Below are 15595 nucleotides of genomic sequence, written 5' to 3'. Positions count from 1 at the left end.
TAGGTGGGCGGGTGCCGGTCGCATACGATCAAGCACCGTGCCTGTGACAGCCCCGACGTCCCGTGTTTCCGCACGTACCGCCCGTCTGATCGCGATCGTCGCGGGTGTTCTCGGCGTCGTGCTGTGCGCTCTCACCCCGCTCCTGCCGGTGAAGGCCACCGACGCCGACATCACCTGGCCCGCAGGTCAGGAGCTCGCGGCGGAGACGTCATCGGTGATGGCGCCGCTCATCGCGCAGACCCCGCAGACGCTCGAGGCGCGCATCCCGTGTTCGATGCTGGCCGGCGCTCGCAACGGCGTCGTCCTCTCGACCATGCCGGTGAGCGCGCCGAAGTCGAAGGGCTCGTCGCTGTGGGTGACGAAGTCCGATCAGGCCGTCACCGTCACGTTCCGCAACAGCGTCGCGGCCACCGCGGCCCGCGCCGAACTCGACCGTTGCCGCGAGCTGCACATCTTCTCCGCCCCGAGCGGACCCGGCGCCCGGTTCGTCGGCCTCGGTGACTCGACGGTCCTGCCGCCGGAGAAGCGACCGCAGGTCGCCGGCATCTTCAGCGAACTGAGTGCCGAGCAGGCCCGCGCCGCGGCCGACGCCGGGATGTCGGTCTCGATCGACATCGACAACCGCTACGAGTCCTCGCCGACGGTCCTGAAGATCATCGTGATGGTCCTCGCCGTGATCTCGGTGATCGTGGCCCTGGTCGCGCTGGCCCTTCTCGACCGCATCCAGGGCTACCACCGGCGGATCGGGGTCCGCACCCGCGCCTGGTGGCACTCACTGAAGCCGCGCGCCGCCGACCTGGTCGTGACGGCGATCCTGCTGGTCTGGCTGTTCCTGGGTGCCGGGTCGCCCGACGACGGTTACATCCTCAACATGGGCCGCACCGCCGACGGGTTCGGTTACCTGGCCAACTACTACCGCTACTACGGCATCCCCGAGGCGCCGTTCGACTGGTACTACAGCTTCCTCTCGATGTGGTCGTCGATCTCGCCGTCGATCCTGTGGATGCACATCCCGGCACTCGTCGCCGGCCTCGTGTCGTGGTTCGTGCTCAGCCGGGTGCTGCTGCCGCGTCTCGGCCCGGCGGTGCGTCGCAGCTCGTGGGCGACCTGGGCTGCCGCCCTCACGTTCACGGCGTTCTGGCTGCCGTTCTGCAGCGGCCTGCGCAGCGAGGGCATCATCGTCCTCGGCTCCCTGTTGACCTGGTGGGCAGCCGAATACGCCATCTCCACCCGACGCCTGCTGCCGGCGGCGCTGGCCGCGGCGCTCGCCGGGTTCACCCTCGCGCTCGCCCCGCACGGCGTCGTGGGTGTCGCGATCCTGCTCGTCGCTGCCCGCGCGTTGCTGCACATCCTGCTCCGGCGACGCGACGAGCTAGGCGGCTCGAGATGGACCTCGACCGCGGCGCTGGTCGCGCCGATCGCCGCCGCCGGGATGGTCGTACTGGTCATCGTCTTCCGGGATCAGACGCTCGCGACGGTGCTCGAGGCCATCAAGCTCCGCTACACCGTCGGCCCGGTGATCTCCTGGCACCAGGAGTTCCTGCGCTACTACTTCATCTCGGTCGTCACCGACGACGGCTCGCTGACCCGTCGCGTGCCCCTGCTCCTTCTCCTCGCCGGCCTGTTCGTGGTGGTCGCGGTGATGCTGCGGCGCACCCGGATACGCGGCGTCGACCCCGGTCCGGTGTGGCGCCTTGTCGGCGCCGTCGGCGTGACCCTGCTGCTGTTCGTGTTCACCCCGACCAAGTGGACGATCCAGTTCGGCGTGCTCGCCGGTCTCGCTGCGGCGATCTCCGCGGCCGCGACCCTCGCCGTCGCCCAGTCGGCGGCACGATCGGCCCGCAACCTCACCGTCTTCGTGTCGGGTCTGCTCTTCGCGATGGCCGCGGCGATGGCCGGTTACAACTCGTGGCCGTTCGCCTACGAGTACGGCATCTCCTGGTTCGACCGGGCGCCCGTCATCGCCGGCTACGGGGCGTCGACGCTGTTCCTGATCCTCGCCGTCCTGGCCGCCGCCCTCGCGGTCTGGCAGCATCTTCGGCTCGACTACGTCACCAATCGCGGTCTCGCACACAGCGACACCGGCCCCGGTGAGACACGAGCCGACCGGCGCCGCCTGTTCCTCGCCTCCTCGCCCATCGCGGTGATCGCCGGTCTCCTCGTCGTGGTCGAGATGCTGTTGTTCGTCAAGGCGGCCGTGAGCCGGTATCCGGCGCCGACGGTGCTCACCGAGAACCTGAACACCCTGCGCGGCAACCCGTGTGGGCTGGCCGACGAGGTGCTCGTCGAGGTCGACCCGAACACCGGCATGCTCACCCCCGCGGGCGGGGCGTCGGCGACCGAGGCTCTACGCGGCGAGAACCCGGTCGGCTTCTCCCCCAACGGAATTCCCGGCGACCTGCAGCCCGAACCGGGCAGCCAGCGTCCGGGCCAGATGAACGTTTCGGCGAGCATGGCGCGTCCGTTCGCGATCACCGGCGGACTCGGCTCCGGGACCACCGGCGGCCGCGGCCCCGAGACCGTCAACGGATCGAACGCCAAGCTCCCCTTCGGACTCGACCCCGCCACCACGCCCGTACTCGGCAGCTACGGGTACAACGGCGAGGCGCGCCTGACGACGGGCTGGTACGACCTGCCGGCCGACCGTGCCGCGTCGCCGCTGCTCGTGTTCAGCACCGCCGGCGCCGTCTCGACCATCGACACCTTCGGGGTGCGGAACTTCGGACAGAAGATGGTCGTCCAGTTCGGGCGGCCCGGCCCGGGCGGTGAGTTCGAGCAGGTCGGCCCGGACATCCTGCCCATCGACCCCGGACCGGTCATCCTCAACCGGCCGTGGCGCAACATGCGGGTGCCGATGGCGGCCGCCCCGCCGGCTGCGACCGTGATGCGACTGTCGTTGCAGGACAACAACCTCGGCGACAAGCAGTTCATCGGGATCACCCCGCCGCGCGCGCCACAGCTGCAGACCCTGCAGGAGGTCGTCGGGACGAAGGCGCCGACCCTGATCGACTTCGGGGTGGCCTCGCACTTCCCGTGCCAGCAGCCGATGGGTGTCTCGCACGGCGTCGCGCAGGTGCCGCAGTGGCGGATCCTGGGTGACTACCCGCTGACCAACTCCCAGTCCAAGACCTGGCAGGCCGGGGTCGACGGCGGCCTGCTCGGCATCTCGGAGGCGACGACCTCGGCCCAGGCCGTGTCGACCTACCTCAAGGACGACTGGGTCCGTGAATGGGGCGCCCTGGAGAAACTGACGCCGCTGGTACCCGACGCACCGAACGCACAGATCGACACCGCACAGACGACGCAATGGGGCTGGTCACGCGCCGGCTCGATCAGGGTGGAGCCCGAATCCGATGAGTGAACCCAACCGCACCGCCAAGATCGTCGCCGTCGTCACGGGCCTGCTGGGCTTCCTGCTCGCGATCGTCACGCCGATCCTGCCGGTCAACCAGACCACCGCGGAACTCGAGTGGCCGCAGGGTGACTCGGTATCGGATGTGGCGGCACCGCTGGTGGCCTTCGTCCCGATCGACATGGACATGTCGGTGCCCTGTTCGCTGGCGTCCCGATTGCCTGCCCAGGGCGGAGTCCTGCTCTCCACGACGCCGGAAGGTGGTCAGGACGACTCCGCCCGCGGTCTCTTCGTCCGCGCCACCCCGGACGCCCTGACGATGACCGACCGCAACGTGGTGCTGCTCAACACCGATCGTGCCGCGGCACAGGCGAACCCGGACTGCCGCATCGTCATGCACGCCGACGGTGAGGGCGTCGCCGGTCGCTTCGAGGGTCTGCCCGCCCCGGACGCCGACACCGGCAGCCTGCACGAGTTCGCCATCCCCGACCACGAGATGCGTCCGCAGATCGTCGGAGTCTACAGCGATCTCCCGGCCGACGTGTCCCGCGACGGCCTGTCGTTGCACGCGACCATCGACACCCGCTACGTCTCCTCGCCGACGCCGCTCAAGCTCGCCGCGATCGTCTTCGGAATCGTGATGACGGTCCTGTCGCTGATCGCGCTCGGCGTTCTCGACCGTCGGGACGGCCGCGCGCACAAGCGTTTCCTGCCGACCGGCTGGTGGACCATCCGCCCGCCCGACGTCGCGGTTTTCGCGATCCTCGCCTTCTGGTGGTTCGCCGGCGCCAACACCTCCGACGACGGTTACAACTTCACCGTCGGCCGCATCACCAGCGAAGCCGGCTACGCCGACAACTACTTCCGCTACTTCGGCGTCCCGCAGGACCCGTTCGGCTGGCATTTCCAGGTCATCTCGTGGATGTCGCACATCAGCGTCGCCACGCCGTTCATGCGCCTGCCCGCCTTCCTCCTCGGACTTCTCGGCTGGTGGCTCATCAGCCGTGAGGTGATCCCGCGCCTGGGGCGCGCGGTCCGCAACAGCAGACCGGCGGTGTGGTCGGCCGCGTTCGTCTTCCTGGCGATCTGGTTGCCGTTCAACAACGGTTTGCGTCCGGAGCCGGCGGAAGCGGTGGGCGCGCTGCTCACGTGGTGCTGCGTGGAACGGGCGATCGCGACGCGGCGCCTGCTGCCGTACGCGATCGCGGTCGTGACCGCGGCGTTCACCCTCGCCCTCGCCCCCGGCGGGCTGATGGCCGTCGCGGCACTGCTCGCCGGTATCCGGCCGATCGTGAAGACCCTGGTGTCGCGCCGTTCCCGTGACGGACTCCTGCCGATGCTGGCGCCGATCCTGGCGGCCGGCACCGCGGTCCTCTTCCAGATCTTCTTCGACCAGCCGATCGGCGCGCTCATCGCCGGCAACAAGGTCGCATCCGACGTCGGCCCGACGCTCGAGTGGTGGCAGGAACCGATCCGGTACTACTACCTGATCCTGCCGACCGCCGACGGCACGCTCGCCCGTCGCTTCGGCGTCCTCGCGATGATCCTGTGCCTGTTCGTCGTACTCTTGCGCCTGCTGCGTCGTGAACATCCCAACGGCGTTGCGCGCGCACCGATCTGGCGATTGGTGGCGGTCACGCTGGGCACTATGTTCTTCATCGCCTTCACCCCGACCAAATGGACCCACCACTTCGGCGTCTACGCGGGTATCGCCGCCGGTCTCGCTGCCGCAGCGGGCGCGATGATGGCGCCGGCCGTCCTTCGGTCGCGGCGAAACCGCACGTTCTTCGCGGCCGCCGTGCTCGCGATCACTGGGATCTCCTTCGCCGGGACCAACGGCTGGTGGTTCGTCGGCAGCTACGGCGTGCCGTGGTGGGACCGCCCGCCGACCGTCGGCGGCGTCAACGTCGCGTGGTTCATCCTGCTCGCGGCGATCGTCACCGCACTGGCTGGTCTGTGGTTCCACTTCCGCGACGACTTCGTCGACGAACAGACCCGAACCCGCGGTGGTGACCGCTGGTACTCGAAGCTCAAGTTCTCACCGCTGCCGGTGATCTCGGGACTGATGGTGCTGTTCATGGTCGCGTCGTTCCTGAAGGGCGCCTACGAGCAGCGCGACTCCTGGTCCTGGATGAAGTCCAATGCGCGTGCCCTGACCGGCAATTCGTGCGGCCTGGCCAACGACGTCCTGGTCGAGGCCGATCCGACGGCGGGCCTGCTGGCTCCCGCAGCGGTGAACGGCCGCCCGGCACCCGGCGTCGCACAGGCATTGTCGGGCACGGATCCCACCGGCTTCACACCCAACGGGGTTCCCGACAAGCTGTCGGTGGACGCCACCGAGAGCGACACCCCGTCCACCACGAGCGCCCAGAACACCGCGCAGACCGGTGCCGGCGCGGACGAGTCCGGCGACTCGTCGTCGGCGCAGGGTGGCACCGAGGGCGGCCAGGGCGCACGCGGCATCAACGGGTCGACGGTCCGCCTGCCGTTCGGCCTGAACCCGGCTGCCACACCGGTTCTCGGCAGCTACGGATCGCCGTCGGGCACCGCCTCACTGACCACGGACTGGTACCAGTTGCCCGAACGTTCCGACGACGCCCCGCTGCTCACCATGGCGGTCGCCGGGTCGGTCGAGGCCGTCGACGGAATCGGCGTCGTCCACGCCGGCCAGAAGGTGATCGCGCAGTTCGGTCGTGTCGGCGCCGACGGCCGGGTGGTGCCGACGGGACAGATGTTCCCCATCGACATCGGTGAGGTCCCGACCTGGCGCAACCTGCGGTTCCCGCTGGCCGATTCGCCGGCACAGTCGACCGTGGTGCGCATCCTGGTCGAGGACACCGCAGCGGCGTCGTCGGAGTGGGTGGCCATCACCCCGCCGCGCGTCAGCAGGCTGGCGACCCTGGACGATGTCGTCGGCCGGACCGACCCGGTCTTCATCGACTGGCTGCCCGGTCTGGTCTTCCCGTGCCAGCAGCCGATGAAGGTCCGGCACGGTGTACTCGAGGTGCCGAAGTGGCGGATCATGCCCGACGCCGAGGCCACCCGGAAGAACAGCCAGACCTGGATGTCGGGCACCGCGGGCGGACCGTTGGGCATCACCGAGGCGATGCTGCGTCCGACGCTGCTACCGACGTACCTGCGCAACAACTGGGGCCGCGACTGGGGCGGCCTGCAGCGGTTCACCGAGATCATCCCGGCCCCGCCTGCCGAGATCGAACTCGGGGAGGCACGACGGTCGGGGCTGTACGACCCCGCCCCGATGCGTTCCAGCGGGTACTGAGGCTCTGACCTGGTCCGACGAGGGTGTCGCGGTGCTACCCGCAACACCCTCGTCGAAACCAGGCGACCTCCGTTCGTTACCGCACCGTGACCTCCAATCTCGGTCGCGTCACTCATCCCGCGCGACCCTCGATCCCGCCGTGACCGCGGCCTAGCGTCGTGTCATGAGTAAATTCACGGCACCAGGACTCAGCACGGAATCGGCCGATGAGGTGGCCGGGATCCTGCAGGAGCGCCTCAGCGCACTGAACGACCTGCATCTCACCCTCAAGCACATCCACTGGAACGTGGTCGGCGCGAACTTCATCGGGGTACACGAGATGATCGACCCGCAGGTCGAACTCGTCCGCGGCTACGCCGACACCGTCGCCGAGCGCATCGCGACCCTGGGTTCGTCGCCCAAGGGCACGGCCAAGGCGATCGAGACCGACCGCTCGTGGAGCGATTACTCCATCGGTCGCGACACCGCACAGGCACACCTCGGAGCCCTCGACCTCGTCTACGAGGGCTTCATCACCTCGCACCGAGACGCGATCGAGAAGATCGGTGAGATCGACCCGATCACCGAGGACGTCCTGATCGGGCAGACCGCTGAACTCGAGAAGTTCCAGTGGTTCGTCCGCGCCCATCTCGAGAGCTACACGGGCGAGCTGAGTCACGCCGGCGCCAGCAGCGAGAAGGAAGCCGCCGACGCCGCACGCTGACCGCTAGACCGGGTGCGGGGCCATCGCCCGGTCCCGCACTTAAACCGCGGTCGCGACCGCCCCCACCACCAGCTCGCGGCCGCGGTTTCCCCCCTCTTGACCCGAACACGTTGCGAGAGTTGATCTCTCGATGTGGTACGGGTGTTGTCGCACGTCCAACCGTCGACGCACTGTTACTCTGGGCACAGGCTTAGGCCGTGAACAGGATGTGAAGACAATTGCGTCCGCCGGATCGATCGGGGCGCCCTCGCTCTGACGGGGAGGTACGTGTGGCTGAAACACGATCATTCACGCTGTTCGACGATCTGGAGCTCCACATGCAGTTCGCGCCGGTGTGCCGGCTGTCGGACGGAGCGTTGGCTGCCGTCGAACTACAGCTCCGTGGACCCGCCGGAACCCGCCTCGCCACCGCCGCCGCCCTCAAGCGGGCCGCACGGCTCGTCGAAGAGCACCCGGTGCTGGACGAACGTAAGCGGAAGATGGCCGCCAGCCCGCGCGCGCAGTCGCTGGCCAAAATCCTTCCCCTCCTGGTCAACCTCGATCTGGAACTGATCGACAATCTCGACGAGGAGACCACTCACACGCTCGAGCGCCACGTCATGGTGATCCTGCCCGACTCCGTCGAACGCAGTCCCCAGCGCACGCTGGCCCGGGTCGCGCGGGCCCGCGCCGCGGGCAAGATCATCTGTGTCGACGGCCTGGTCCGCAGCGAACACGCCGCCACCCTGCTGTCGCTCGTCGAACCGGACATCATCGTGACCGGTGCCGAGCTCCTCGCCAAGCAGGCCACCGCCGATGCCGCACAGCTCGTCCACGCCCTTGCCGCGCACACCGAACGCAGTCATGCCGTGGTGATCGCCGAGGGCGTCGACGACGAGTCGTCCCGGGTGACCGCCCAGACGATGGGCGCGGCCTTCGGTATCGGCGATCTGTACCCGCCGGTGTCCGACCCGTCGACTCTGGCGACGCGGACCATCGTCCCCCTGCCCGACATGCCGGTGTGGACGACCCCGGACTCGGAGAAGTCGACCCCGTATCGCATCGCATCGACCTCCATCGAGCCGCGCATGGGCAACAAGCGCCTGCTCATCGAGATGAGCAAGGCCTTGGAACACCAGGCCGCGATCGGGGGCGCCGCCATCGTGCTGGGCACCTTCCAGTTCGCCGAGCACTTCACTCCCCGCACCGCCAAGCGGTGGCGGGAGATGTCGACCCAGACCGGCCTGGCCGGCGTCTACGGCGTCGGGCTCCCCGATGTGCGGGACGGCAACGTGCACCGAGCGCCCCTCGATCCCGAGGACGACCTGATCAACGAGTGGAACGTCGCGGTCCTCGGCCCGCACTTCGCCGCACTGCTCTCCGCGCGCGACCAGCACGACGCCGGCCCCGACCTGGAGCGCACCTTCGAGTTCGTCCAGACCTATGACCGGATGACCGTCACGCAGGCCGTTCACTCGATCCTGGCCAGGTTCGCCTGAGTTCCCGACGGGAGCTCGATTTGGGATTGTCACAGCATCGCTGACTACGATGCGCCTGTGCCGAAGTCGCCTGGAGTGTCCGAATCAGACGAGCCCACCGTCGGCGCCGACACCCCCGTAGCGCAGTCTTCCGATCGTTCCTCGCGGCCCGTGGCGATCGTGGCCGCGGTGGCCGGACTGGTCGCCCTCGCCGCCGGTGTGCTGACCCCGTTCCTGCCGGTCACCACCTCGACGGCGTCGATCACGTGGCCGCAGAGCCAAGAGCTGGGCGCGGAGTCGGCGTCGGTCACCGCACCGCTGGTCGCACAGACCGCACGCGATGTGCAGATCACCATCCCGTGCCGGGTGCTGGCGGCCACGCCGGGCGATGCGACCACGACGGTGCTGTCGACCATGCCGGCGAGCGCCACGAAGGCGCGTGAGAACGGTCTCTTCGTGGTGGCCGACGCCGCGAATGTGACGGTGTCGGTCCGCAACAAGACCCTGGCCTCGGTACCGCGTTCCGCTCTGGCGGGATGCGACGACCTACGCATCTTCTCCGACGCCACCACGACCGGCGCCCAGTTCGTCGGCCTGCCCCCGGGTGCGGCGAGCGCCGGTGGCGGCGATGTGGGCCTGGCCGAGCCGTCGTCGAATCCGCAGATCGCGGGTGTGTTCACCGGCCTGACCACCGAGCAGGTCCGGGCGTCGGGCATCGACGTGCGGATCGAGATCGACGACCGCTTCGACTCCTCGCCGTCGGTGATCAAGTGGCTGGTCATGATCATCGGCGTCGTCGCGGCGATCGTCGCGCTGATCGCGGTGGGCCGACTCGACCGCATCCACGGCTACCACCGCCGGGTGGGCGGCAGGCTCCGCTGGGGAAAGGTGCTGCGGCCGACGCCGACCGACATCGGCGTCACCCTGACGCTCGTCGTGTGGCACTTCCTGGGTGCCGGGTCGCCGGATGACGGCTACATCCTCAACATGGGCCGCAACGCCGCGGACGCGGGCTACCTGGCCGACTACTACCGCTTCTACGGCATCCCCGAGGCGCCGTTCGACTGGTACTACAACTTCCTCGCCTACTGGTCGACGATCTCGACCACCGGCCTGTGGATGCGTCTGCCCTCGTTGATCGCCGGCCTTGCCGCCTGGTTCATCCTCAGCCGGGTGCTGCTGCCGCGTCTCGGCGGCGCCGTCCGCCGGTCCCAGTGGGCGATGCTGACCGGTGCAGCGGTGTTCCTGGCGTTCTGGCTGCCGATGTGTTCGGGTCTGCGCAGTGAGGGCATCATCGTGCTCGGCACGCTCCTCACCTGGTGGGCGGTCGAGGTCACGGTCTCGACGCGCCGGATGCTCCCCGCAGCACTCGCCGCGCTCACCGCGCTGCTGACGCTCGCACTGGCCCCGCACGGCCTGGTCGCGCTGGCTCTGCTGATCGCCAGCGCCCGGCCGTTGCTGCGCATCCTTGTCCGCCGCCGTCGTGAAGACGGTCTGCTGCCGCTCCTCGCACCTGTCCTCGGTGCGGGTGCGCTCGTCGTCATCGTCGTCTTCCGCGACCAGACGCTGGCGACGGTCTTCGAGGCGATCCGCATCCGCTACTCGGTCGGACCGACGCTGGCCTGGTACCAGGAGCTGCTGCGCTACTACTTCCTGGCCGTGAACCACACCGACGGTGCACTCGCACGACGCATCCCGGTGCTGCTGTTCGCCGTGTCGATGTTCCTCGTACTCGCGATCATGTTGCGTCGCAAGCGGATCGACGGAGTCGACCCCGGGGCCGTGTGGCGCGTCCTGGGCGCATCGTTGCTGACGATCCTGCTGCTGTCGTTCACGCCGACCAAGTGGACGATCCAGTTCGGCATCTTCGCCGGCCTCGGCGCGGCGCTGGCCGCCGTCGCCTGTGTCGCGATCGGCCAGGCGGCGAGCCGAACGCTGCGCAACCTGTCGATCCTGATCGCCGGCCTGCTCGTGGCGTGTGCCGCCGCCGCGGCCGGCAAGAACGCGTGGCCGTGGCCGTACAACTTCGGCATCGCCTGGTTCGACAAGGCACCGGTCATCGCCGGGATGCAGGTGTCCACGGTGCTGCTCGCGCTGGCCGTCGTCGCGCTAGTGTTCGCCGTCTGGCAGCACCTGCGCATGGACTACGTCGACGAGACCGGCCTGTCCCACGACCAGGGCGCCGCTCCGGCCGGTTGGCGCATCGGCGTCGCCTCGGCACCGATCGCGGTGATCGCCGTCCTCATCGTCGTCTGCGAGCTCGCGGTCTTCGCCAAGGCCGCGGTCAGCCGGTCCGACACGTTCACCGTGCTGTCGGCCAACCTCGACTCCCTGCGCGGCAACACGTGCGCCATGGCCGACGCGGTGCTCGTCGAGCCGGACCCCAACAAGGGCACACTCGCCCCCGCTGACGGCGGATCGGCGTCGAAGACCCTGGAGGGCGACTCGCACGGCTTCAGCCCCAACGGCGTGAAGCCCGACCTGACACCGCAGGCCGGTGCCCAGAAGCCCGGCGCGATGAACACCTCCGCGGACCTCTCCAAGACCTTCATCGTCTACGGTTCCAACCCCGGCACCGCGGGCGGCGTGGGCCCGCGCGGGGTCAACGGCAGCACCGCCGCGCTCCCGTACGGCCTCGACCCGGCCACCACGCCGGTCATGGGCAGCCACGAGACCAGTGACGGACAGGCCACGCTGACCACCGGGTGGTATCGCCTCCCGGATCGCGACGCCTCGCCGCTGATCGCCGTCACCGCCGCGGGTGCCGTGTTCACCTACGACCGCGACGGTGTCCCGATCTTCGGGCAGACGCTGCAGGTCGAGTTCGGCCGCGAGGTCGACGGCGAGTTCGTCGAGGTCGGCGCACCCGCGGTCCCGATCGACGCCGAGCGGTCGAACCGGCCGTGGCGCAATCTCCGCATCCCGATGGACCGCGTGCCCGCCGATGCCACGGTGATGCGCCTCGTCGCCAAGGACAACAACCTCGACGCCGACCAGTGGCTCGCGATCACGCCGCCGCGTGCTCCGGTCCTGGAGACCCTGCAGCAGGTGGTCGGTTCGACCGATCCGGTTCTCATCGACTTCGCCGCCGGCGCCTGGTTCCCGTGCCAGCGGCCGATGACCGCCCACGAGGGCGTCTTCGACGTCCCCGACTGGCGAATCCTGCCGGAATCCTGGATCGCCAACTCGCAATCCAAGACCTGGATGGCCGCCGAGGACGGCGGCCTGCTGACGACCGTCGAGGCACTGACCCGGCCGTCGACGGTGGCGACGTATCTCGACAACGACTGGTATCGCGAGTGGGGCAACCTGCAGCGACTCAACCCGCTGGTGCCGCAGGCGCGGCCGGCGGACGTGACAACCGGGTCGGCGACCACATGGGGATGGTCACGACCCGGCCCGATCAGGGTGGTGCCCGAAGATGACTGACCGCGTTGACGCTCCCATCGAAGCGGAGCACGACGACTCGCCGCCGGCGAAACGGGAGCAGAGTTTCTCCGAACGCCATGCGGGCAAGGCGCGCATCGTCGCCATGGCGGCGGGCGCGCTCGGCATCCTGCTGGCGCTGCTGAGCCCGTTCCTGCCGGTCGACTACACGAAGTCCGAACTCGTCTGGCCGCAGCAGGGTTCGGTCGCCAACGTCGCCGCACCGAACGTGTCGTTCGTGCCGGTGTCGATGGAGGTCTCCGTCCCGTGTGCGCTGGGTGCGTCGCTCCCGCGCACCGGCGGCGTCCTGCTGTCCACGGTGCCCGAGGGCGGTGCGGAGGCTGGGAAGGTCGGCCTGTTCATCCGGGCCACCGCCGACTCCCTGCAGGTCGTCCAGCGAAACGTGGTGCTGCTCAACACTCCTCGCACGGCCGCCCAGAACGCCCCGGACTGCCGCATCGTCGTCGACGCGGACACCGACGGCAGCCGCGGCTCGATCCAGGGCGTGCCCGAGACCGCGAGTGCGATCCACGAGTTCGATCTCCAGGACCCGAACGCGCGTCCGCAGATCATCGGCGTCTACTCGGGACTGCCGTCGACCGTGTCCACCGAGGGACTGTCCTTCCGGTCGACCATCGACACCCGATTCGTCTCCACCCCCACGAGTCTCAAGTTCTGGCTGCTGGTGCTGGGCGTGGCGGCGACCATTCTGTCGCTGGCCGCCCTGGCGGTTCTCGACGCCCGTGACGCCCGCGGGCACCACAAGATCTTCCCGGCCGGCTGGTGGCGGGTCCGCCCGGTCGACGGATTCGTCGCACTCATCTTGGGAATCTGGCTGTTCGTCGGCGGCAACACCGCCGACGACGGATATCAGGTGACGGTGGGCCGGATCGCCCGCGAGGCCGGCTATCTCGACAACTACTACCGCTACTTCGGCGTGCCGCAGGATCCGTTCGGCTGGCACTACCAGTACCTGTCGGTGTGGATGGACGTCAGCACGGCCACCCCGTGGCTCCGCCTGCTGCCGTTCATCTTCGCGATGACGTCGTGGTGGCTGATCTCCCGTGCCGCGATCCCCCGCCTGGGTCGTGCGGTCCGCGAGTCGACGCCCGCGATCTGGGCCGCCGCCCTGGTCTTCCTCGCCGTGTGGATGCCGTACAACAACGGTCTGCGCGTCGAACCGCTGATCGCACTCGGAACCCTGTTCACGTGGGTCTGCGTCGAACGGGCCATCGCCACCGGGCGGTTCTTCCCGCTGACGGTCGCCATCATCTCGGCGGCGTTCACGCTGACCATCCACCCCACCGGGGTCATCGCGGCGATCGCGCTCATCGCCGGTATCCGGCCGCTGCTCAAGCGGTTCATGGTGCGCCGCAAGCGCGATGGCGCCCTTCCGCTGCTGCTGCCGATCCTGGCCGCGGGTCTGGCGGTGATGTTCGAGATCTTCGCCGACCAGCCGCTCGCCCCGATCCTGGAAGCGGTGTCGGTCAACGGTCAGGTCGGTCCCACCAACAAGTGGTGGGAAGAACCGATGCGCTACTACATGCTGATGAACCCGACCGCGGACGGCGGCATCGCCCGACGCTTCGGTGTCCTGATCGTGTTCACGTGCTTCGTCCTCGTGGTGATCATGCTGCTCAACCGGCGGCATCTGCCCGGCATCGCGACGGCACCGACGTGGCGTCTGCTGGCCATGGTCGCGGGTTCGGTTGTGCTGATGGCGTTCCTGCCCACCAAGTGGACCCACCAGATGGGTGTGTACGCGGCGATCGGCGGTGCGCTCGCCGCGGTGGCGACCGCGTGTGCGGACCGGACGATCATGCGGCGCCGCCGGAATCGCACGCTGTTCGCGGCCGCCTGCGCCTACGTCCTCGCCCTGGCGTTCTCCGGACGCAACCAGTGGTGGTACGTCGGCAGCTACGGAATCCCTTGGCGCGACGCCGTTCCCGATGTCAAGGGCATCCCGCTGTGGACCGGCATCCTCGCCGTTGCGGTCGCACTGACACTGCTGGGCCTCTGGCAGCACTTCCGCGACGACTACGTCGACGAGGCGGTCCGTGCGGGCTCGTCGACGTCGCTGTTCTCACGCCTGCGGAGTCCGTCGATCATCATCGTGTCGGCGATCATGCTGGTGTTCACCCTGGTCTCGTTCGCGAAAGCAGACTGGACGCAGCGCAATTCGTGGTCGTGGCTCAGCTCGAACGTGAACGCGCTCAAGGGCGAACCGTGTGCGCTCGCCGACGCCGTGCTCGTGGAGAGCGACCCGACCGCCGGACTCCTCGCCCCGGCACGCGTTGCCGGACAGAACAATCCGTCGCCGGGTGCGGCCCTCGCGGGCGCGGGCATGGCGGGCTTCGATCCCAACGGCGTCGCGTCGGATCTCTCCGAGGACACCGAGGAGGAGTCCGACGACTCCGCGGGCACCTCGACCGCCGAGGTCGATCGCACGCAGACCGATCCGACCGAGGACGGCAGCAGCTCCGACGACACCACCACGTCGTCGACCGACACCAGCGGCGGTCGTACCGCGCAGGCGGGCGTCAACGGCTCGACGGTGAAGCTGCCGTTCGGACTGTCACCGTCCAAGACCCCGGTGCTGGGCACCTACAACTCCCCCACCGGGACCGGGAACCTCACCTCCGACTGGTACCAGCTGCCCCAAGGGCGTTCCGACGCCCAGCCGCTGATCACCATGTCCGTGGCCGGCTACGTCGAGTACATCGATGATCTCGCGGTCGTCCGGCCGGGCCAGAATGTGCGGTTGCAGTTCGGCCGCGTCGCACCGGACGGCACGGTGGCCCCCGCCGGTCAGATGATCCCGCTCGACATCGGCGGCGCACCCGAGTGGCGCAACCTGCGTTTCCCGCTCGATCAGGCACCTCCGGGCGCCTCCGTGGTCCGCGTGCTCGCCGAGGACACCTCTCCGCTGCGCGATCAGTGGCTCGCCGTCACCCCGCCGCGGGTGTCGTCGATGGAGACGCTCAACAAGCTCGTGGGCAGCGAGGATCCCGTCCTCATCGACTGGGAGGCCGGACTCGCGTTCCCGTGCCAGCGACCCGCTCAGGTCAAATACGGCGTCCTCGAGACGCCGGTCTGGCGGATCTCCCCCGACCGCGAGGGCGAGCGGGTGAACTCGCAGCGCTGGATGGCCGGCGACGCCGGTGGTCCGTTGGGCATCATCGAGAACGAGGTGCGCGGCCGCGTCTACCCGTCGTACCTGGGCAACGACTGGGCGAAGGACTGGGGCTCGCTCCAGGGCCTCACCCCGATCCTGCCGCAGAAGGACGCGGAGCTGATCATCACCACCGAGACCCACAACGGCCTCTGGACACCGGGGCCGATGCGGGCGATCGGCAACTGACACCCTCCGCAAACCC

At 69.1% G+C, this 15595-nt stretch carries 6 protein-coding genes; all 6 read left to right on the top strand.

Annotated features, from left to right (window positions below; all coding sequences use genetic code 11):
* Positions 1 to 37 precede the first annotated feature (37 nt).
* The 6 genes from PWF70_RS01345 (at position 38) to PWF70_RS01320 (ending at position 15579) form a co-directional block, all read left to right on the top strand.
* Positions 38 to 3361, top strand: coding sequence for an arabinosyltransferase domain-containing protein (locus PWF70_RS01345; RefSeq protein ID WP_414538999.1), 3324 nt, complete (start codon positions 38 to 40; stop codon positions 3359 to 3361).
* Entirely contained in the window at positions 3354 to 6632 is a 3279-nt protein-coding gene (locus tag PWF70_RS01340; protein ID WP_035754266.1) for an arabinosyltransferase domain-containing protein, read from the top strand. The genes PWF70_RS01345 and PWF70_RS01340 overlap by 8 nt, the downstream gene beginning before the upstream one ends.
* Positions 6633 to 6795: 163 nt before the next feature.
* On the top strand, positions 6796 to 7335 hold the full coding sequence (locus tag PWF70_RS01335; protein ID WP_006358793.1) for a Dps family protein: 540 nt from the start codon (positions 6796 to 6798) through the stop codon (positions 7333 to 7335).
* Positions 7336 to 7604: 269 nt separating this feature from the next.
* On the top strand, positions 7605 to 8813 hold the full coding sequence (locus tag PWF70_RS01330; RefSeq protein ID WP_035754264.1) for a DICT sensory domain-containing protein: 1209 nt from the start codon (positions 7605 to 7607) through the stop codon (positions 8811 to 8813).
* Between the two features lie 150 nt (positions 8814 to 8963).
* Positions 8964 to 12221: an arabinosyltransferase domain-containing protein gene (locus tag PWF70_RS01325; RefSeq protein ID WP_081474336.1), complete on the top strand. Its 3258-nt coding sequence runs from the start codon at positions 8964 to 8966 to the stop codon at positions 12219 to 12221.
* Positions 12214 to 15579 (top strand): arabinosyltransferase domain-containing protein, encoded by a 3366-nt coding sequence (locus tag PWF70_RS01320; protein WP_042377981.1) that lies wholly within the window; start codon positions 12214 to 12216, stop codon positions 15577 to 15579. Before PWF70_RS01325 ends, PWF70_RS01320 begins: the two co-directional genes overlap by 8 nt.
* The last annotated feature ends 16 nt before the right edge of the window (positions 15580 to 15595 follow it).

The sequence above is a fragment of the Gordonia sp. Swx-4 genome (genome assembly GCF_030316175.1).
In the GTDB taxonomy this organism is placed as follows: Bacteria; Actinomycetota; Actinomycetes; order Mycobacteriales; family Mycobacteriaceae; genus Gordonia; species Gordonia alkanivorans.
This window is presented reverse-complemented; position numbering and strand designations above follow the sequence as displayed.